The organism is Pseudomonas sp. ICMP 3272 (assembly GCF_001466905.1).
GTDB classification, from domain to species: Bacteria; Pseudomonadota; Gammaproteobacteria; order Pseudomonadales; family Pseudomonadaceae; genus Aquipseudomonas; species Aquipseudomonas amygdali.
Map to the genome: position 1 here is coordinate 62,709 of NZ_LKEK01000050.1, position 21,828 is coordinate 84,536.

At 57.6% G+C, this 21,828-nt stretch carries 12 protein-coding genes; 5 read left to right on the forward strand and 7 right to left on the reverse strand.

Annotated elements, in window-relative coordinates; all coding sequences use genetic code 11:
- Nucleotides 1-2: 2 nt before the first annotated feature.
- The 3 genes from AO068_RS12635 to hrpA all read right to left on the reverse strand — a co-directional run bounded on the left by AO068_RS12635 (nucleotide 3) and on the right by hrpA (nucleotide 10,290).
- The gene (locus AO068_RS12635; RefSeq protein ID WP_058408528.1) at nucleotides 3-4,895 is read right to left on the reverse strand and encodes an NEL-type E3 ubiquitin ligase domain-containing protein; all 4,893 of its coding nucleotides are present in this window, start codon (nucleotides 4,893-4,895) and stop codon (nucleotides 3-5) included.
- Between the two features lie 120 nt (nucleotides 4,896-5,015).
- Nucleotides 5,016-6,137, reverse strand: a complete 1,122-nt coding sequence (locus AO068_RS12640; protein ID WP_058408529.1) for a beta-ketoacyl-ACP synthase III — start codon at nucleotides 6,135-6,137, stop codon at nucleotides 5,016-5,018.
- A gap of 241 nt (nucleotides 6,138-6,378) precedes the next feature.
- Complete coding sequence (gene hrpA / locus AO068_RS12645) at nucleotides 6,379-10,290, reverse strand: ATP-dependent RNA helicase HrpA (RefSeq protein WP_058408530.1); 3,912 nt, start codon at nucleotides 10,288-10,290, stop codon at nucleotides 6,379-6,381.
- Nucleotides 10,291-10,464: 174 nt separating this feature from the next.
- Between hrpA and AO068_RS12650 the strand changes: the two genes are divergently transcribed.
- On the forward strand, nucleotides 10,465-10,710 hold the full coding sequence (locus tag AO068_RS12650) for a type II toxin-antitoxin system Phd/YefM family antitoxin (RefSeq protein WP_058400097.1): 246 nt from the start codon (nucleotides 10,465-10,467) through the stop codon (nucleotides 10,708-10,710).
- Nucleotides 10,700-10,990, forward strand: coding sequence for a type II toxin-antitoxin system RelE family toxin (locus AO068_RS12655; RefSeq protein WP_058400096.1), 291 nt, complete (start codon nucleotides 10,700-10,702; stop codon nucleotides 10,988-10,990). The genes AO068_RS12650 and AO068_RS12655 overlap by 11 nt, the downstream gene beginning before the upstream one ends.
- A gap of 96 nt (nucleotides 10,991-11,086) precedes the next feature.
- On the opposite strand, the gene fadD1 is transcribed toward AO068_RS12655, so the two are convergent.
- Together fadD1 and fadD2 are read right to left on the reverse strand one after the other, a co-directional pair.
- Nucleotides 11,087-12,778 carry a long-chain-fatty-acid--CoA ligase FadD1 gene (gene fadD1, locus AO068_RS12660; protein ID WP_058408531.1) on the reverse strand — a complete coding sequence of 564 codons (1,692 nt, stop codon included), beginning with the start codon at nucleotides 12,776-12,778 and terminating at the stop codon, nucleotides 11,087-11,089.
- 355 nt (nucleotides 12,779-13,133) lie between these two features.
- A complete protein-coding gene (fadD2, locus tag AO068_RS12665; RefSeq protein ID WP_058408532.1) occupies nucleotides 13,134-14,822 on the reverse strand; it encodes a long-chain-fatty-acid--CoA ligase FadD2 in 1,689 nt (562 codons plus the stop codon).
- Between the two features lie 368 nt (nucleotides 14,823-15,190).
- Here fadD2 and AO068_RS12670 point away from each other — a divergent pair, with 368 nt between their 5' ends.
- Together AO068_RS12670 and AO068_RS12675 are read left to right on the forward strand one after the other, a co-directional pair.
- Nucleotides 15,191-15,661, forward strand: coding sequence for a MaoC family dehydratase (locus tag AO068_RS12670; protein WP_005743244.1), 471 nt, complete (start codon nucleotides 15,191-15,193; stop codon nucleotides 15,659-15,661).
- 169 nt (nucleotides 15,662-15,830) lie between these two features.
- Entirely contained in the window at nucleotides 15,831-17,483 is a 1,653-nt protein-coding gene (locus AO068_RS12675) for a pectate lyase family protein (RefSeq protein ID WP_058408533.1), read from the forward strand.
- 230 nt (nucleotides 17,484-17,713) lie between these two features.
- On the opposite strand, the gene AO068_RS29020 is transcribed toward AO068_RS12675, so the two are convergent.
- Nucleotides 17,714-17,869, reverse strand: a complete 156-nt coding sequence (locus AO068_RS29020; protein WP_005743242.1) for a hypothetical protein — start codon at nucleotides 17,867-17,869, stop codon at nucleotides 17,714-17,716.
- A gap of 89 nt (nucleotides 17,870-17,958) precedes the next feature.
- Nucleotides 17,959-18,297 (reverse strand): hypothetical protein, encoded by a 339-nt coding sequence (locus tag AO068_RS12680; RefSeq protein ID WP_005743241.1) that lies wholly within the window; start codon nucleotides 18,295-18,297, stop codon nucleotides 17,959-17,961.
- A gap of 234 nt (nucleotides 18,298-18,531) precedes the next feature.
- Here AO068_RS12680 and rapA point away from each other — a divergent pair, with 234 nt between their 5' ends.
- Entirely contained in the window at nucleotides 18,532-21,378 is a 2,847-nt protein-coding gene (rapA, locus tag AO068_RS12685) for an RNA polymerase-associated protein RapA (protein ID WP_058400190.1), read from the forward strand.
- Nucleotides 21,379-21,828: the final 450 nt, after the last annotated feature.

Consider the following 21,828-nt stretch of genomic DNA (forward strand, 5'->3'; position numbering starts at 1 on the left):
CCTTATTGAGGCCCTGCGCTCACAGCGTCCGAAAGCTGTATGGAAAGTTTGATCGCACACGCCTTGATCGCACGCATGCGTTCCTTGGTGATCTGTTTTACCCGGTCAAGGTATTGTTGATCGGATTGCATGTCCGGCGACAGCTCATCCAGAACGGCGAGACGCTCAGCAAAAGGGCGCTTTACCGGCTCAAACTCGTGGGCGTAGCGGATTTCCAAATAATCCATCCAGAACTCCCTGGCAATCAGTGATTCGAAAAACGCAGGAGTACTTTCACGCGCAATTATCTCGCGGTAGGCGGAATCCAGATCGGCGTCACTCACCCCCGCCAGAGTCCTGAACAGCATGGATCTGGACCGGCTGGCCAATCCAAGCCGTACCTGCAAACCCGTTCGATAGGCCAGTCGTACTTCGGCTTCATCTACCGTTTTATTGCTTGTCATCCTAAGAGCAATATCGCAACGGGCAATTTTTTCCACCTCATCGAGACGGTCGAGACTGCGGGTCATCTTGAACAGCTCCAGTGGCCGTGCGGCTTCCGGCGTGGATGACGTAATCGCGAACACCCCAACGCGAACTTCCATGTCCCCGAATACTAACGCCAGACCATCGCCACAGGTTTGAGGATGGGCGGCAAGATCAAACAATTGCCGACGCAGCTCCCCATTTTCAGCAGCCGCTTCCATCATCGTCCAGACCCGTGTCGTGAGCGCTTTACGATCATTGAAAAAGTCTGCTGAAGTGGTCAGGTCGCTCAGCACCTGAAAAAAATCCGTAGAACCGGAACAGTCCTGCACGTTATGCCAAAGCTCTGTCCGTGCAGCCAGTTGCTCACCACTCGCACCGCCAAGCCAGGTCTTAAGGGCAGGCGTTTCCTGATGCAACAAGCGATTATGGCTGATACCCAAACGGGACTGATACCTTTGCTCACGCAGCACTCTGATCCGTTCATGCGTCTGCACACTCAGCGGATTACCATTCAAATGTATATTCAGACGATTATCGCTGAGGGAGCGATCAATAAGGGCGAGCGCCTGGGTAGTTATGTCCGAGATATGGTTGTCACGAAGGTCGAGAAGCATCAGATCAGAACTGCGCCAGTTCCACTCTGGCACCCTTTCAATACCTGTAGATCGTAAAAAAAGCATGCGCAGTGCGTTGAGCGGACTCAGCCGCGTGCTCCGCCCAAGCGAGCAAAAACTGAGGTCCAGAACTTCCAGTCGGCTCAGATTGCGCAAACCGGCGTTGCACTGGTCGGTCCAGACCAGCGGGTTGTGTCTGAGTGACAACTCTCTGAGTTGAGTCATCCGCCCTATCGACTCTGGCAGGGATTGCAGCGCATTGAAATCCAGGCTCAATGAATGCAGGTTGCTGAAATGCTTAAGTAATACATCAGCCTGTGAATGGGTAAGCCGCATGTTTCGAGCGTTTAAAACCGCCACATGACTGAAGTCAGCCAATACCTGCGGCATGTTTCCTATCCGTAGACCCTCCAGATCAAGCGAATACCCCAAAAACTCACCCTGATAGTTTCTGCAGTGAGCGCTCAGGCGCCTCCAGCAATTGCGAATTCGCAACGCCGCGATTGCCCTCGGTCTAAGCATTGACGAGGGCTCAGCTTGCAGTACCCAACTGTCCAGGCCGGTTTGCAAAGTGCTCAGTTCCTGAGCGAGGCCTTGCAGCCTTTGTCGAACAAAGTTCGTCAATTGCGAGGCAGAACCTGTGTGCTCTGCACGCAGAGCCTGAAGAAACGTCGTAACCTGCTCTTCGGAAAAATCCGGATACAGGCTTTTTACCGCAAGCTCCGGCGAGTGGCTGGGCGCACCAATGCCGAGCCTGCGGAAGAGGCCACGCAAACGTCCACTCAGGGGATACCCCACACGACCATCGTGCAGTCGTTGCGGCCATTTGATGCCCGGCTTGATCGGCTGCAACTGCAGGATTTCCGCTATCCGCTCGCGTCTGTCAGAGGCGATACGACACAAAAGACTGCGCAGGTGCTGCTCATCCGCATTCACTGGCAACTCGATGTTGACACGCACCTCATCAGGAAGCGCGTTGAGCAGAGCGCTGAAAAAGCTCTGACCGGCCTCACCTATAGACTCACCCAACTGATTGAAGGGCTGAAATACCTCTTCGGTTCGGATCAGAACCCGATGCACGACAGTCGTCTGGTCACTTTCAAGGCTCGCGATCTCATCGCCCTCCAGCGTGTCTTTGAGCAGATCGATTGAAACGTCTCTACGCCAGCCCGGCGTGTACGGCAACATGCCAAGCCCAGCCGCACAGGTGTCCGGATTGCCCGACGAGCGTCGGTAGAAGCCTTCGATGGCCCTGTTTATCCGCAGTTGCTGCTGATACTCGCGAGCATGCTCGGCAAGCCCAAGAGGGATGCGTTTTTCCGAGGTCATCCGTGCGGTGTCTGCATCGCTCGCCATCTCGATGAGTTCCAAAGCGATGCTGTCCGGCACACTGCTGAAATCGCGTTGTATCAGCTTGACCAGCGGCTCACTGCTGCGGTTGTGCAGGGCATAAACCTCGTCAAGCAACGAACCCATGTGAAGTTGCGCACAGTCGGCCAGATAACGTTTGAAACCTTGAACCTGCGAAGTTTTATCTGCACCGCCGGTTCCCGTCAGATGACCGACTTCATCGGGTGTCAGCCCTCCCAGCAATTGGCCGAGCGCCTGTGTGAGGTCTCCTGTCGCACCCACGACACTGGAAGAAAATGTCATATGCGCCCCCACGTTCCAGGCATCCAGCATGGTTCCGTCTGCGTCTAACACTAACAATCCGCGGCTCTTGTGCCAGCGCGGCGACGACACCAGCAGCTTCATCCATGGCTCGATATGAGTGACAGGCACTGGCGAAGACTCTTCTGCCTTGAGGGCTTCTATGCAGGCTTGCAAGCCCCGCTCGATTTCCATGCGCTGGATGGCATCTCTCAGCAGAGCCGGAAGCGGGTGACTTTCGACATGTATCTGACGCAACAAAGCCTCGTTGCTGCCCGTAATGCTCAAGACCCGCGAGATCTCTTCTTCGGTGAACGCATTACACGTCACATTAAGCCGCCTGAATGCCGTGACTTCATCCCAGCCCATGGGGGTTTCCCACTCGTGACGCCAGGCACCGGCCCCGTTGTGTTCAAGCTTAGGCGAGTAGGCGTGCTGATCCTGCGGGTGCCTGATACGCCAGTTTTTTCCGGTTGCGTCTGCTTCAACGCGGTACAGCTTGCCGCTCATTGGCAGCCACGTCTTGCTGTCGAATTCGTAAAGCCCCAGCGGATTGGCACGCAAACCGTCAGGCAACGTAATCGTATCCGCATAACCGTCAACAGTTGGCTTTCCAAGACGAACCGATCCATCCACCCTCTTCTGCACCAGGCTTTCGATAAACATCGACGGTTCCAGCCGATTGAGCGCGCCAATGGCGCTGCCCACTACCACTGTCTGAGCGACGTTTTCCGCGATGTTGTAAACATGTTGCATGGCCTCTTCCACTTCCCCGTGCGTCCAGTCTTCGTAGGCAACGAACGCTTCGCGGACAAGCTGATAGAGAGCAACCACGGCCATGACTTCACCCAGCACAGGCACAAAGAGCCCGGCCGCATTGAGTATGTCCATCCCACTGTTTTTCAGGTTGTCGAGCAGCGCATCCCTGGCTAGCTGATCAGCCTGCGCAGACGGCACCGCTATGGTCCGTGAATCAGCGTAGGTTTTGGCCAGCAGGTGGTCGTAAAGCAACTCGAACGGGGGCTTCGAAAATGGCTGCGCCTGCAACACCAGGTCGGCATTGACGTCCAGCGTGTGCTCCTGGACCGGGTAGAGCCGCGATTTCAGCTTCGCAAAGAATTCCGGACTTTGGTCAAGCCTGACGAAGCGGCTGAAATAGCGCCTGTAACTGTCACTGTCGAGCGCTGCCACGAGGCTGTCGTTGAACGCCCGGAGTGAGGCGAACTGTTTGAGCGGGTGTGACGGCTCTGAAGGCATATAGACAAGACAAGGCCCACTGTCAGGGTCAGCAATATCCTGCTGAATCAGCAAAGCCCCGTGTAACAGGCAGCCCGAAAAAGCGTAGGTATCGAGCATATGCAACTGACAATAGCGCAACCCCCTGCCCCCCCATTGCGCATGGACGTCGGGCTTCACTACGCTCAACAGCATCTGGTAAGCGGCTTCGCTGATATCGCCCTTCATCATGGCAATGTGCGCAAGCACCTCGACAGAATCGCGCTCACCGTCGATAAAAACAGTGGCAACCGCTTTCGCGGCACCTGGCGTGGAAGGTTTGAATACACTGTCCAGATGCGCCTGATACTGACCACCAAGATCCAGTTCATGACAAAAATCAGCGAATTGCTCAAGGTCGATATCAAGACGGTCCTTGTATTCCACCTTGTATCTGCGCTGAGCACTGTCGATAAGCCAGTAACGCAGGCCTCCAGTACGAAGTATTGCCGAGTACGGATCGAAGCGGCTTCGGTTACTGGAGGCGAAGTTCTGCAAGGCGGCCTGCAACAGCGTCTGTTCAAGGGGATTCGGCTTCCAGGAACCGTCATAACGCCAGGTCATCAGTTGAAAGGCTTCGACATCCAAGGGACGTTCGAAGCGTTCGAAAAACGCTTGCGTCAGCAGAGGCGCTGCGAATGCTTGTGCTGATAAAAGACGATTGCGAACGGGCCCAAGCGCATGGGTGGAACGCAGGGTTTTCTGATGACTGGCGTGCAGTGCCTGGCGCAAGGTCGCCGGGGCGTTCAAATACCAGTCAGGCAGGTTGCCTCTGATGAATCCGGCATTTGGATGCTCCACGTCGAATGGCGCAGAGTCGAGTTGTCGTGAGGCAGACAAGGAACCAGACGATACTGGCGTTTCAGGCGTGGTGTAGGCGTTGAACATGATCGATACCCGTGATGGCTTCGGAAAAAGCCAACACGATAAAGATCCGCCGGGGTGCAGGTGACATAACGGGATATGACAGGCAGCGTCTGATATCCAGACGCTGCCCATAAAGCGCTATCAGCGCTTGCGCAGAATCACGCTGCCAATCGAGTAACCGGCACCGAACGAGCTGAGCACGGCGAGCGCGCCCTTGGCCAAGTCATCCTGATAGGTATGAAACGCAATGACCGAGCCTGCCGAGCTGGTATTGCCATAAGTGTCGAGAATCACCGGCGCTTCCTCGACCGTGGCATCGCGACCCAGCAGTTTCTTGACGATCAACTGGTTCATGCTCAGGTTGGCCTGATGCAGCCAGAAGCGTTTGACGTCAGTGATGTTGATGTCGTTGTCCTGCAAATGCGCAGCGACCAGCTCGGCGACCATCGGGCAGACCTCGCGGAACACCTTGCGGCCTTCCTGCACGAACAGCTTGTCCGGCGCATTCTGGCCCTCGTCCGAGGTACGGTTGAGGAAACCGAAATTGTTGCGGATGTTGTTGGAGAATTTGGTCAGCAAACGGGTGCTGACGATATCGAACTGGTAAGGCGAGGTGGCGAGGTCTGCACGCTCGACCACAACGGCTGTGGCCCCGTCGCCGAAGATGAAATGGCTGTCACGGTCACGGAAATTAAGGTGCGCGGTGCAGATTTCCGGGCTGATCACCAGCAAGGCGCGGGCCTGCCCCAATTGCACACTGTTGCAGGCTGCCTGAATGCCGAAGGTCGCCGAAGAGCAGGCCACATTCATGTCGAAACCATAGCCCGCGACACCCAGCGCTTCCTGAATCTCGATGGAAATCGCCGGATAGGCGCGCTGCAGGTTGGAGCAGGCAACGATTACACCGTCGATGTCGGCAGCGGTTTTGCCTGCACGTTGCAAAGCCTGTTCGGCCGCAGCAACCCCCATCTGGCAGAGGATCGACCATTCATCATTGCCGCGCTCCGGCAGGTTGGGCTTCATGCGCTGCGGGTCGAGAATGCCTTGCTTGTCCATGACAAAGCGGCTTTTGATGCCCGATGCTTTTTCGATGAACGCGGCGCTGGATTCACTGAGTGCTTCCACTTCACCACGTTCGATAGCCGCTGCGTTGTCGCTGTTGAACTGTGCGACATAGGCATTGAAAGACTGCACCAGCTCTTCGTTGGAGATGCTGTTGGCCGGGGTAAACAAGCCTGTGCCGCTGATGACGACGTTGTGCACGGTCGTTCCTCTCTTATTGAGTTGCAGGTAAACACCTGCTCAGGCACGGTTTCCGGAGGCCCACTGTTTTTGGGACCAACGTACCAGTGCGACTGTAAAAGCTGCCCGCAACAGAGAGCAGCATTTCATGACACGGTGAAGACAGGCGCGGAGTGTGCCACAGAGCCCGGTTTTGGCGCTATCGGGCCAATGAATATAGGCCCGATAGCGGCAATTGACTGTACTGAGGGCCGACGCAGGATCAGCCCTCCACCTGACTCCACTGCTTGCTCAACCGTTTGTCCGACACCGGCATTTTGGTGCCTAACTGCTGAGCGAACAGCGACACGCGGTATTCCTCCATCCACCAGCGATACAACGCCAGTTCCGGGTCACGCTTGCCTTCCTGAGCGTGCTTGTCGGCACGTGCCTGGTATTGCGTCCACAGGCCTGCCAGCTCGATGCTCCATACCCGGTCTTTCTGCACCTGACCTGGCAGTTTTTCCAGACGCATCTCGATAGCCTTCAGGTAACGCGGCATTTCCTTAAGCCACACCGCCGGGGTTTCACGCACGAAACCGGGGTACACCAGCTTGCTCAGTTGTGCCTTGATATCGTTGAGGGCAACCGCCTGCGACAGGTCAATCTTGCCTTTGAAGCGCTTTTGCAGACCGTGCCACAGCTTGAGGATTTCCAGTGTCAGCTTCGCCAACCGCTCGGCATGCTCGGTCCAGTCGGCGCGCTTGCGCTCAGCCAGTGACAACAGACCGGCACCGTCGCGCGGCAGCTCGGCCTCGCCTTCCAGTACGCAACTGTCGAGGCTAGCCAGCAGGATGTCCTCGATCAGCGCATCGATGCGGCCCAGCTCGCGGTGCAACAAGGCCAGCTCGGTCTGCCCCGGCAGTTTGTTACGCAGAAACTTCGCCGGTTCAGCCAGCTGTTGCAGCAGCAAACGCTGCAACGCACGGCGATGCTGATATTCAGCTTCGGCCTGCGTGGAGAACCGGCCTTCCTTGACCGCTCCGCCCTCTTCGACCAACGCGGGATAAACCGTCATCGACAACCCGGCGATGTTCTGCTGAGTCTTTTGCGCCACCGCAGCAAAGGCCTTGGCCTGCACCGGCTGCTGGCTTTTCGCGGTTTGAGGTACGGCCAGTGCGGCCTGGCTCGCCTCGGCAAAGCGCGCCGTCAGCTCGGCCAGATCACGCCCCTCACCGAGAAACTTGCCACTGCCATCGACGATTTCCAGGTTCATCTTCAGGTGGCCTTCAAGCTGCTGCGCGGCTTCGGCCCAGCCCTCGTCGCTGACCCGCACGCCGGTCATGCGCAGAAGCTCACGCCCCAGCGCCTGGGGCAATGAGCCCTCGCCGAAGGTAATACGTTGCAAAGCGGCCTTGATGAAATCCGGGACCGGCACGAAGTTCTTGCGCACCGCCTTGGGCAGGTTGCGCACCAGCGCAATGCTCTTGGACTCGAGCAAGCCAGGCACCAGCCACTCCAGGCGCTCGGCAGGCAGCGACAGCAACAGGGGCGCAGGGACGCGCAAGGTCACGCCGTCACGTGGGTGGTTGGGCTCGAAGTGGTAACTCAGCGACAGACTGAGGTCGCCCAGGTGCAAGGTATCCGGATACTGCGCGGCGGTAACTTCACTGGCCTCGCGGGCCAGCACATCCTCTTCGCGCATGATCAGCAGTTGCGGGTTCTTCTGGCTTTCGGTCTTGTACCAACTGTCGAACGTGGCCGTCTGATGAATCTCGGCCGGGATTCGCGCCTCATAGAAGCTGAACAAGGTGTCTTCGTCAGCCAGAATATCGCGACGTCGAGCTTTGGCCTCCAGCTCATCGAGTTGTTCCAGCAGGCGGGTATTGGCACTCAGGCATTTGGCCCGCGACAGGATGTCACCGCGCACCAGGCCTTCGCGAATGAACAGCTCGCGCGACACCACCGGGTCAATCGGCCCGTAATGCACCGGACGGCGACCAACCACGATCAGGCCGAACAGGGTGATCTGCTCGAACGCTACGACCTGCCCGCGCTTCTTCTCCCAGTGCGGCTCGAAATGATTTTTCTTGATCAGGTGGCCAGCCAGCGGCTCGATCCAGTCCGAATCGATCTTGGCCACCATGCGCGCGTACAGCTTGGTGGTTTCCACCAGCTCGGCGGTCATCAACCACTGCGGGCGCTTCTTGCCCAGCCCGGAAGACGGGTGAATCCAGAAGCGCCGCTGCCGTGCACCAAGGTAGTCACCCTCTTCGGCCTTTTGCCCGATCTGGCTCAGCAGGCCGGAGAGAATGGCCTTGTGAAATTTCGGGTAATCGGCCGGTTCCTTGTTGACCGTCAGTTGCAGATCGCGACAGATCAGGCTCAACTGCCGATGAGAATCACGCCACTCGCGCAGGCGCAGGTAATTCAGAAAATTGCGCCGGCACCAGTTACGCAGCGGGCTGGCCGTCAGGGTCTGGCGCTGCTCTTCAAAACCGCGCCACAGATTGACCAGCCCGGCGAAGTCCGAGTCGGCGTCTTTCCATTGCGCATGGGCCTGATCAGCCGCCTGCTGACGCTCAGGTGGACGCTCACGCACATCCTGCACGGACATGGCACTGGCCACGATCAACACTTCCTGCAGGCTGCCCTGCTTCGCAGCTTCCAGAAGCATGCGGCCCATGCGCGGGTCTACAGGCAGGCGCGCCAGCTGACGGCCCAGCGGGGTCAGCTGATTTTCGCGATTGACTGCCGACAGCTCCTGCAACAGGTTGAAGCCGTCGCTGATCGCCTTGCCATCCGGCGGCTCGATGAACGGGAAATCGGTGATCTCGCCCAGACGCAGGTGCAGCATCTGCAGGATAACCGCTGCCAGGTTGGTGCGCAGTATCTCGGGGTCGGTGAATTCAGGTCGACCGTTGAAATCTTCTTCGCTGTACAGACGCACGCATAAACCGGGCTCGACACGCCCGCACCGGCCTTTGCGCTGGTTGGCGCTGGCCTGCGACACGGCTTCGATCGGCAGGCGCTGGACCTTCGCGCGATAGCTATAGCGGCTGATACGTGCAGTACCGGTATCGATCACGTAGCGGATGCCCGGCACGGTCAGCGAGGTTTCCGCAACGTTGGTGGCCAGCACCACACGACGACCTGGATGGGACTGAAAGATACGCTGCTGTTCGGCAGGCGAAAGGCGTGCGTACAGCGGCAGAATTTCGGTGTGCCTGAGCTGCGCCTTGCGCAGTACCTCGGCGGCATCGCGAATCTCGCGTTCGCCGGGCAGAAACACCAGCACGTCACCCGGGCTCTTGCGCTCGCTACGCTCAAAGGCCGCCAGCTCATCCAGCGTGGCCAGAATGGCCTGATCGACTGTCAGGTCTTCTTCGACGCTGTTGCCTTCCTCGTCCTGCTCGCTGGTCAGCGGGCGGTACCAGAGGTCGACAGGGAAGGTACGACCGGACACTTCGATCACCGGCGCATCGTTGAAGTGCTCGGAAAAGCGCTGCAGGTCGATGGTCGCGGAGGTGATGATGACCTTCAGGTCCGGGCGACGTGGCAGCAGGGTTTTCAGGTAACCGAGCAGGAAGTCGATGTTCAGACTGCGTTCATGAGCTTCGTCGACGATGATCGTGTCGTAGCGTTCAAGGAAGCGGTCATGCTGGGTTTCGGCCAGCAGAATACCGTCGGTCATGAGTTTGATCAGTGTGTTGCTGTCGCTCTGATCTTCAAAGCGCACCTGATAACCGACCAGAGCGCCCAGCGGCGTGCCCAGCTCATCGGCCACCCGGCTGGCCACGCTGCGTGCGGCAATCCGGCGCGGCTGGGTATGGCCGATCAGACCGTGCTGACCACGACCGATTTCCAGGCAGATTTTCGGCAATTGGGTGGTCTTGCCGGAGCCGGTCTCACCGGCAATGATCAGCACCTGGTGCTTGAGCAAGGCCTCCTTGATCTCGTCGCGCTTGGCGGCGATGGGCAGGTTGTCGTCATAACGGATCGTCGGCACGCTCTCACGCCGCGCCGTCACCTGCGCACAGGAGGCCTGAACCCGCGCTACCCACTGCGCCAGCTTCGCCTCGTCAGGCTTTTTGCGCAGGTCATGCAACTGACGGCGCAGGCGATGACGTTCGCTGATCATCGCCTGGTCGAGGTTTTTCAGAAGTTGGTCGATAGAGGGCGATTCGTCGGTCATCAGGCGTGCAGGGTCTTTTTTCAAATGGCAGGTGCGGATTGTCGCAGATTGTGGCGGGTCGTGACGAATGGCCTGAGTGTCAGGCTATCCATTGCGGTCATGACGCATCAATTCTGCTCTTGCGCTGACAACCACAAAAAGACCAAAATAATACCCTAAATGGAGTACTAAATTATGCAAAGCATACTTGCGGACGTAGCGGTCAGCGTTTCTGAACTCAAGAAAAATCCTTCGGCCGTCCTGAGTGGCGCTCATGGTTTGCCCGTAGCGGTGCTCAATCACAATAAAGTCATGGGGTACATGGTGCCTGCCGAGGTATTTGAAGCAATGATGGAGAGGCTTGATGACCTTGATCTGGCCGACCTGATCAAGTCTCGCCAACATGAAAAGCCGGTATCGGTAGATATCGATGACCTTTAAGCTCGAGTTCCTGCCTTCAGCATTGAAAGAGTGGAAAAAACTGGGTCATACCGTTCGTGCTCAGCTCAAGAAAAAGCTGCTGGAACGACTCGGACTACCCAGAATTGCAGGAGATGCGCTTCATGGCATGCCAGACCACTACAAAATCAAGCTGCGCAGCGCGGGATACAGACTCGTCTATCGAGTTGAAGAGGATCGGGTAGTAGTGACCGTAGTCGCAGTAGGCAAGCGCGAGCGCGGGGATATCTACGACGCGGCCAAGGACAGGCTGTCTCCTTGAGTCGCTCCTTGCATTACAAGCTGCATGCCAATGCGGGGCATTGGCATGAGAGTCAGCAAGACTTACGGTAACGATAGGCGCGCGCTAAATAAAACCCTACTTCTTCACGCCCAGCTTCTTCAATTCCTCATCACGCAGCTCGCGACGCAGGATCTTGCCGACGTTGGTGGTGGGCAGGACCTCCCGGAATTCCACGCTGCGCGGCACCTTGTAGCCGGTCAGGTTGGCGCGCATGTGCTCCATGACCTGTTCCTTGGTGAGGGTAACGCCCGGCTTGGCCACGACGAAAACCTTGATGGTCTCGCCCGATTTCTCGTCCGGTACGCCGATGGCCGCGCATTGAAGCACGCCGGGAAGTGTCGCCAGCACGTCTTCCAGTTCGTTGGGGTATACGTTGAAACCGGAGATCAGAATCATGTCTTTCTTGCGATCGACAATCCGGATGTAGCCATCGGGCTGGATGATCGCGATGTCACCGGTCTTGAGCCAGCCATCACTGTCGAGCATTTCATCGGTAGCTTCCTGGCGCTGCCAGTAGCCTTTCATGACCTGAGGGCCCTTGATGCACAGCTCGCCGGTTTCACCGAACGCCAGCTCGTTGCCAGCATCGTCGATAACCTTGCACAGCGTCGACGGCACAGGAATACCGATGGTGCCCATCTGCACGTCTTTAGCGGGGTTGACCGTAGCCACCGGGCTGGTCTCGGTCATGCCATAGCCTTCGCAGACCTGGCAGCCAGTGACCTGCTTCCAGCGTTCGGCAGCGGACTGCTGCAAGGCCATGCCGCCGGACAGGGTAACTTTCAACGCCGAAAAGTCGAGATTGCGGAAACCCTCGTTATTGCACAAGGCCACAAACAGCGTGTTAAGGCCGACAAAGCCGCTGAACTTCCATTTCGAAAGCTCCTTGACCATCGCCGGCAGATCACGCGGGTTGCTGATGAGGATGTTGTGATTGCCGAGCAGCATCATCGCCATGCAATGAAAGGTGAAGGCGTAGATGTGATACAGCGGCAGCGGCGTGATGATGATTTCACACCCTTCGCCAAGGTTTGAAGCCATCAGCGCCCGACACTGCAGCATGTTGGCGATCAGGTTGCGATGAGTCAGCATTGCGCCCTTGGCCACGCCGGTGGTGCCGCCGGTGTATTGCAGCACAGCAACATCGACGCTGCCGGGCGACACGTCGGTCACTGGCTGGCCACGCCCCTTGCCGAGCACATCGTTGAATTTGACGGCTTTGGGCAAGTGATAGGCCGGGACCATTTTCTTCACGTATTTGATGACGCTGTTGATCAGCAACCGCTTGAGCGGCGACAGCATGTCGGCCACTTCAGTAACGATGACATGCTTGATCTGCGTTTTGGGCACGACCTTTTCGGCCAGGTGCGCCATGTTTGCCAGACACACCAGCGCCTTGGCGCCGGAGTCGTTGAACTGGTGTTCCATTTCCCGCGCGGTGTACAGCGGGTTGGTGTTGACCACGATCAGCCCGGCGCGAATGGCACCAAAGACGGCAATCGGGTACTGCAACAGGTTGGGTAACTGCACGGCGATGCGATCACCCGGCTGCAGGTCGGTATGTTGCTGGATCCAGGCAGCGAACGCGCCGGACAGCTCATACAGTTCGCCGTAGGTGATGGTCTTGCCCAGATTGCTGAACGCCGGTTTGTCGGCGAAGCGTTGGCAGGACAGCTTCAGGACAGCCTGGACATTGGGATATTCGTCAGGGTTGATATCGGCGGGGATACCAGACGGATATTTGTCCTTCCAGAAGTTTTCAATCATTCAGTCGGCTCCGTAGCGATAGCGAATTCTTCACATCGCCTGAAGCGATGATTTTCTTGTGCTTGGAATTATGCAGTAGACGCTTTTTTCGCTTTATGACTGATCAAAAAGCGCGCCGAGAGTAGCAGCTTTGCCAAACGTCGACCAGAGGCATAAGAAGGCCGAACAGTCACCAAACAGACCATAAACAAAAAATAAGTCATTTTTAAAACTTTAAAAGGATATTTATTATTACCTTGAAAGCACCAGAACAGAGCGGTCGCCCCCCATAATTAAGGGTTTTTCAAAAAACAAGACCCCGCATGCAGCAGTCTGCAAGCGGGGTCATGTACACAAATAGAGACGATTAGGTGACTCAGGCGATGTCACGAAGCTCCCGGCGCAGAATCTTGCCTACCGGCGTCATCGGTAACGATTCCCGCAGGACAATATACCTGGGCACCTTGTAAGCCGTGAAATTCTCCTTGCAGAAGGCCTTGAGCTCTTCAATGCTCAACCCCGGCTCGCGCGCCACCACAAACAGCTTTACAGCCTCCCCCGAACGCTCGTCCGGCACACCGATACAGGCGCAGTTGGCGACTTTCGGGTGGGCCATGACCACGTCTTCGATTTCGTTGGGGTATACGTTGAAGCCGGACACGATGATCAGGTCTTTCTTGCGGTCGACAATACTGACGAATCCGTCGGCACCAATCACCGCAATGTCACCAGTCTTGAACCAGCCTTGCGCATCCAGTGACTCGGCGGTGGCAGCCGGCTGGTTCCAGTAGCCCTTCATGACCTGCGGCCCTTGGATACACAGCTCGCCTCGCTCGCCGAAGGGCAATTCGGCACCGTCGTCGTCAATAACCTTCATCGCAGTGCCCGGCACCGGAATACCGACCGTACCCAGACGAGCCAGAGCACCGTAAGGATTGGCACTGGCGACAGGCGAAGTCTCGGTCAGGCCATAACCTTCAACGATTGTGCAACCAGTGATCTGCGCCCAGCGCTCGGCCGTGGCCTTGACCAGCGCAGTACCGCCGGAATTGGTGCTTTTCAGCGCCGAGAAATCCAGACTCCTGAACTGCGGATGGTTCATGAGCGCCACGAACAGTGTGTTAAGGCCGATCATGGCGGTGAACTTCCACTTGCCCAGCTCCTTGATGAAGCCGCCAATATCGCGAGGGTTGGTAATCAGGATGTTGTGATTGCCGCTGATCATCATGCACATGCAGTTCGCCGTGAATGCATAGATGTGATAAAGCGGCAACGGCGCGATCATTACCTCTGTGCCCTCCTCAAACAGCGAGCCGCCTTCGGGACGCTGCTGGCGCATGCAGGCATAGACTTGTTGCATGTTGGCGACCAGATTACCGTGAGTGAGCATCGCGCCCTTGGCCAGCCCCGTGGTGCCGCCGGTGTATTGCAGCACGGCAACGTCGTCCAGACCTCGCGGCACGACCTGCATCCGGCTATCACGCCCCAGGCGAAGCGCACGCTTGAAGCCGACGGCCTGGGGCAAATGGAATGGCGGGACCAGCTTTTTGACCTTGTCGACGATGGTATTGACCAGCCACCCCTTGGCAGGTGACTGCATGTCGCCCATCTTCACTTCGATCAGGTGTTCAATTGCAGTGTCGGGGAGCACTTCCTGCACCAGCTTGCCGAACAGGTTGAGGTACACCAGCGCCTTGGCACCAGAGTCCTTGAATTGATGGCGCATCTCGCGTGCGGTGTACAACGGATTGGTGTTGACCACGATCAGGCCGGCGCGCATCGCACCAAATACGGCAATCGGGTATTGCAGGATGTTGGGCATCTGTACGGCAATACGGTCACCCGGCACCAGTTGTGTGTGCTGCTGCAGATAACCTGCGAAGGCGGCAGAGTGACGCTCAAGTTCGGCGTAGGTCAGGGTCACGCCCATATTGCTGAATGCGGGTCGGTCGGCAAACTTTCTGCAGCAGCGCTCAAATACCTCAATGACCGACTGATAGGTCTGTAAGTCCACCTCGGAGTCGACACCTGCCGGACGCTTGTCATCCCAGAAATCACTTTGCATTATTTTTATCCTCTTCCCTGCGTAGGCCTGGCCCGACGTTAGCAGTTAAAACGTCTCAGGCAAATAATCGGCCGAGCGTCATTAGCAGCATGAATCTTGCCTCCGTTCAGACTGAAATCTGCCGACGACGATACACTGCCAATTGCAGGCGGCCCGCTAATCAACAGGCTCTCGATACCGCAACAGCAGTATTCTCATGACATTCGCTTATTATTTGCCTTGAATGTGATCCGGGCAGCCCCGGCAAGCGTCTGAATGATCTTGTCCGCGCAATGGCGGCGGCAGGTCATCAAGTGTTACAAATCAAGGCTAAGTCGGATTGCACGAACCGGCCCGCTTCAATCCATTTTTATTGTCAGGACAGCCACATGACTCAAGTCACCAACACGCCTTACGAAGCCCTTGAAGTCGGTCAGACCGCCAGCTATAGCAAGACTGTGGAAGAGCGTGACATTCAACTGTTCGCCGCCATGTCCGGCGACCACAACCCGGTTCACCTGGACGCCGAATACGCCGCCAAGACCATGTTCAAGGAGCGCATCGCTCACGGCATGTTCAGTGGCGCGTTGATCAGTGCGGCCGTTGCGTGCGAGCTGCCTGGGCCGGGCACCATTTACATCGGTCAGCAGATGACCTTCCAGAAACCGGTAAAACTGGGCGACACCCTGACTGTGCGCCTGGAAATCCTGGAAAAACTGCCAAAGTTCCGAGTGCGCATCGCAACCCGCGTTTTCAATCAGAACGATGAGCTGGTTGTGGACGGCGAAGCCGAGATCCTCGCCCCACGCAAGCAGCAGACCGTCGACCTGACCGTATTGCCCGAGATCACCTTCGGCTGATACCGCGCATGGGCGTGCGCCACACTATGCGCACGCAGACTCGCCAGTGGCTTGAACAAAAAATTCATGATGCATCCGGAACTGCTTTCCTGCGCTTTCCACTCAGGAAACCAGCGGCACTCTCTATCCGGATCACGAATTGTTCATCCCACAGGCGGGGAAATCAGCCATGAATATGATCAACAGAAACTATTACCCCGTCTCCGGGATTCCTGCGCAGGATGCCACTGCACAGACTGATCAAGCGCAGTCGCAAGGCCAGGGCATCAAGCCGGGCCACAATAGCAACCTGATCGACTTCGGCCTGATACAACAGGCCAACGGCCCGCACTCCTCGTTGAACACACTAAGCTCCAGAGTCCAGCCGACTGATACAAGCGCGTCTTCAAACATGCTGGGCGGTAACGGTGAGCAGGTACTGAACAAACTGGTGGCAGCCATTCGTAGCTTCCTCAAGGAACTGTTCTCTCTTTTACGCGGCAATCAGCAACAGGACGCTACACCGCCTGCACAGACTCAACGCGAACAGACACCGACGCTCGCTCAATCGCCCTCTTCCTCATCGTCGCCTTCGACGCCTCAGGGCAACGCAGAAAAACCCTTTGTGGTGCAGAACGATCACCCATCAGAAAAACCTGTATCACTGCAAAAAAATACAGAGCCGACGCCCACTGCACCTTCACAAATAGCACCTTCACAAACACCACCGTCACACGCAGCCCCTCGCACCGCCGAGCGAAGCAGTGTCCCTCCAGACAAGACACCGACCAGGCCCGATGCGGTAAAACCAGCAGTGGTCCATGACCCTGCGTTGCCGAAAACCTCGACGACCACCACCGCCACACCGGATAACACAGTCAAAGCAGCAAAACCCGCCACACCGGCCGCACACGGCCCGGGCGCGGACATGTCAGGTATTGTGGGTTTCGCCAAAGGCGCAGGCACGACCGGCGGTAACGGCGGCCAAGTGGTCACTGTGAATACCGTGGCGGAACTCAAGGAAAATATGGAAGACGACACCGCCCGTACGGTGCGTCTGGGAGCTAACCTGTCTGCCGACAGCAAAGTGACCATCAATTTCGGAGCCAACAAAACCCTGCTGGGCACCGACAAGGGCAACACTCTGCACAACATCTATCTGGCCAGTGGCAAAACCGCGAGCAACGATATTTTCCAGAACCTCAACTTCAACCACGACAGCCGTTACCGTGAAAACGGTGACATGCAGATGTTCATCAGCAACGGCAAGAAGTACTGGATCGATCAGAACACCTACACCGGCACCAAGGATCAGAACCCCAAAGGGCTGGATAAGCTGCTCTACGTGGGCGGGACGGCGGATAAAGTCAGCCTGACCAATTCAAAGTTTCAGAACAACGAATATGGGGTGATTCTGGGCCAGCCCGATGATTCTCCGGCTGCCAAAGCCGCCTACAAGGGCTATCCGCAGATGACCATTGCCAACAACGTCTTCAGCAACCTGGATGTCCGGGCCCCAGGCCTGATGCGTCACGGACAATTTCATGTGTACAACAACTCCATCGACAAATTCCACCTCGGCTTCACTGCGACGGGGGATGCAACGATTCTGTCGCAGTCCAACTATTTCGCAAAAGGCGTAGATGTTTCCAACAAGGCAAGTAACTCCGGCGTGCTGGATGACTACGGCGACGCCCACTTCAAAGACATCGGCAGTAACGTCAGTTTCACCCAGAAATCACCGCTGACCGCCTGGTCGCCGAGCTATAACCGGGACGTGAAAACAGCCGAAGAAGCCCAAGCCTACAACCTGACTCATGCCGGCGCAAAAACAGTGGCCTAAAGGCCTGGACTGAAATACGGACGAAAAAAAGGGCGACCTGGGTCGCCCGAAATGCCTTGCGTGCTCACTGACAGAATGACTGGCCTTGGCCAGTCGTTCTTTTTTGTGCCGCCGATACTGCGCTGGCGACGACTGGCTGGTCGTCGTGTTGCGCCGTATTCGATGGCATCAGGTTAAACGTGGTTGCACGGAGGCACCTTGATCCAGATCAATGATGCAGAAAGGGAGTATCAGCGTTTTTTAGGCTTTTTCTTTGGCTTTTTGCTGCTTAAAGGCATTGCCTGTTCGAAGGCATTGCGCACTTCGTTGAGGCGTTTGTCGTTCAAATCGTGAACGCGCCTGGCGCGCTCTGCGCCCAGGTCGATCAATTTTTCATCGTCGCTCATGGCTTGCCGCTCTCGAACACTGGAAATCAGTGCCAATAATGCTTAATCGCAGCGGCCATGACCAGCGAAGAACCGGGCTTTCCCGCTTATCAGATCTGAATATCCACCCAGAGGCCCTGGCGCGGCTCGTCGTCGATGAGCGGTACCACAGGGACAGTGTTGTCAGCGTTCAGAGAATCCCCTGGAACGACCAGCCCCTGATATTCCTCGGCCTCTTCAGAGGTTCGACCCTGCTGCTGTTGCTGACGCTGCTGTTCTTCACGCAACAACAAGGCGCTGCGTTCGGTATCTTCGTTGCGCAGGTCGATGGAGGTCTCGTTGGAGCTTTGCTGCACCGGTGCGACAGGCGGGATGTCCGGCATGCGTTTGGCCGGGTCCATCTGTGATGTCACAGGCACCACACTTAGCGGAAGCATAGGTTGCAGCATGGTTTTATCTCCTCTTACCGGGGTGTCGGCCGTGCACGAGGCAACTTGAACCGGGCTAAAATAGTCAGCAAATGTTTATAAGATCTTTTTCGACCGCTGACAGTGAAATTAGTGTCATGGAACTAAAAATTCGATGGGTTATCAGCGCTGACGATGAGTTTTTTCACGCTGCCTTTGGCCTTCGGTGCGCGTTCCGTTAACATACTCAGCTTTTTCAAGCGGGAGACAGGCAGCATGGCGCAGCAGTATCAACCGGGGCAACGCTGGATTAGTGACAGCGAAGCCGAGCTGGGTTTAGGCACCGTTCTGGCACAGGACGGCCGCTTGTTGACCGTGCTCTATCCGGCCACTGGCGAAACACGTCAGTACGCACTGCGTAATGCGCCGTTGACCCGCGTGCGCTTCTCCCCAGGCGATGTGATCACACATTTCGAAAACTGGAAGATGACCGTACGCGAAGTCGACGATGTCGATGGCCTGCTGGTCTACCACGGCCTGAACGCGCAGAACGAAGTGGTGACACTGCCGGAAACCCAGCTGTCGAACTTCATCCAGTTCCGCCTGGCTACCGACCGTCTGTTCGCTGGCCAAATCGACCAGTTGTCCTGGTTTTCGTTGCGCTACAACACGCTGGAGCACACCAGCCGCCAATTGCAGTCCTCTCTGTGGGGCCTGGGTGGCGTGCGGGCACAGCCTATCGCCCACCAGTTGCACATCGCTCGCGAAGTCGCGGACCGTATCGCGCCGCGCGTTCTGCTGGCCGACGAAGTGGGTCTGGGCAAAACCATCGAAGCCGGTCTGGTGATCCATCGCCAACTGCTGTCGGGCCGCGCCAGCCGCGTGCTGATTCTGGTCCCGGAAAACCTCCAGCACCAGTGGCTGGTGGAAATGCGTCGCCGCTTCAACCTGCAGGTCGCACTGTTCGACGCCGAGCGCTTCATGGAAAGCGATGCAGGCAACCCGTTCGAAGACACCCAGCTTGCACTGGTTGCCCTGGAATGGCTGGTCGAAGACGAAAAAGCCCAGGACGCCCTGTTTGCGGCAGGCTGGGACCTGATGGTAGTCGACGAAGCGCACCATCTGGTCTGGCACGAAGACAAGGCCAGCCGCGAATACTCGCTGGTCGAGCAACTGGCCGAAGTCATTGCCGGCGTACTGCTGCTGACCGCGACCCCTGAACAGCTGGGCCAGGACAGCCACTTCGCCCGCCTGCGCCTGCTGGACCCGAACCGCTTCCACGACCTCAAGGCCTTCCGCGCCGAAAGCGAGAACTACCGTCCGGTGGCTCAGGCCGTTCAGGAGCTGCTTGATAAGGGCAAGCTGTCCGCTGCGGCTCAGAAAACCATTCATGGCTTCCTGGGTGCCGAAGGCGATTCCCTGCTGGCAGCTGTGAATACCGGCGACGACGAAGCCAAGGCGCGCCTGATTCGCGAACTGCTGGACCGTCACGGCACCGGCCGCGTGCTGTTCCGCAACACCCGTGCCGCCGTGCAGGGCTTCCCGGAGCGCAAGCTGCATCAATACCCGCTGCCCTGCCCTGTGGAATACCTTGAGTTGCCGGTTGGCGAACACGCCGATCTTTACCCGGAAGTCAGCTTCCAGTTGCAGTCGGAAGTCAGCGAAGAAGAGCGCTGGTGGCGCTTCGACCCACGCGTCGACTGGCTGATAGACACGCTAAAAATGCTCAAGCGCGTCAAGGTGCTGGTCATCTGTGCCCACGCCGAAACCGCCATGGACCTGGAAGACGCGCTGCGCGTACGTTCCGGCATTCCAGCCACGGTCTTCCACGAGGGTATGAACATCCTTGAGCGCGACCGCGCGGCGGCCTATTTTGCAGACGAAGAATTCGGCGCTCAGGTCTTGATCTGCTCGGAAATCGGCAGTGAAGGCCGCAACTTCCAGTTCTCTCACCATCTGGTGCTGTTCGATCTGCCATCGCACCCGGACCTGCTGGAGCAGCGTATCGGGCGTCTGGACCGGATCGGCCAGAAACACACCATTGAGCTGCACGTACCTTTCCTGGAAACCAGCCCACAGGAACGCCTGTTCCAGTGGTATCACGAGGCGCTCAATGCATTCCTCAATACCTGCCCGACCGGCAACGCCCTGCAGCATCAGTTCGGCCCGCGCCTGCTGCCGCTGCTGGAAAGCGGTGACGACGACGAGTGGCAAAGTCTGATCGACGAAGCCCGCACCGAGCGCGAACGCCTGGAAAGCGAACTGCACACCGGTCGCGACCGCTTGCTGGAACTCAATTCCGGCGGTGCCGGCGAAGGCGAAGCGCTGGTTGAAGCCATTCTGGAACAGGACGACCAGTTCAGCCTGCCGATCTACATGGAAACCCTGTTCGACGCCTTTGGCATCGACAGCGAGGACCATTCGGAAAACGCCCTGATCCTCAAGCCAAGCGAGAAGATGCTCGACGCCAGCTTCCCGCTGGGCGACGACGAAGGCGTGACCATCACCTACGACCGTAATCAGGCGCTGTCCCGCGAGGACATGCAGTTCATCACCTGGGAGCACCCGATGGTTCAGGGCGGCATGGACCTCGTGCTGTCAGGCTCGATGGGCAACACTGCGGTGGCACTGATCAAGAACAAGGCGCTCAAGCCGGGCACTGTTCTGCTGGAACTGATCTACGTCAGCGAAGTGGTTGCTCCTCGCTCGTTGCAGCTGGGGCGCTACCTGCCTCCCGCCGCGCTGCGTTGCCTGCTCGACGCCAATGGCAACGATCTGTCGAGCCGTGTGTCGTTCAACACCCTCAATGATCAGCTCGAAAGCGTGCCTCGTGCCAGCGCCAACAAGTTCATCCAGGCGCAACGTGACCAGTTGACCCCGAGAATCAATGCGGGCGAAGAGAAAATCACCCCAAGACACGCAGAACGTGTGGCCGAAGCACAGCGTCGTCTGGCAGCCGACACTGAAGAGGAACTGGCTCGCCTGACGGCATTGCAAGCGGTCAACCCGACCGTACGCGACAGTGAACTGGTCGCCCTGCGCACCCAGCGCGAACAAGGCCTGGCCATGCTTGAAAAAGCAGCCCTGCGCCTGGAAGCGATCCGGGTACTGGTAGCGGGCTGAAGCCTTGATACGCTCCGCGTTATCCATAAGCCTTTAGATGACTATCGTGCCGACGCTCTGAGTCGGTACGCCGTTCTGGACGCTCCGCGTCCAATCTTGCATTTGCGGCGCGGCACACATCTGTGACGCAGAGCGTCACGCACGGCATTCCCACGCGGAGCGTGCGGAACGGCAATACAACTATCGTGCGACGCTCCGCGTCGCATGCCTTTCTGGACGCTCCGCGTCCGATCTTGCGTTTGCGGCGCGGCGCAGATTTGTGACGCAGAGCGTCACGCACGGCATTCCCACGCGGGAGCGTGCGGAACGATAACCTCAACTATCGTGCGTCGCTCTGCGTCGCATGCCGTTCTGGACGTTCTGCGTCCGATCTTGCGTTTGCGGCGTGGCGCAGATTTGTGACGCAGAGCGTCACGCACGGCATTCCCACGCTGGAGCGTGCGGAACGAT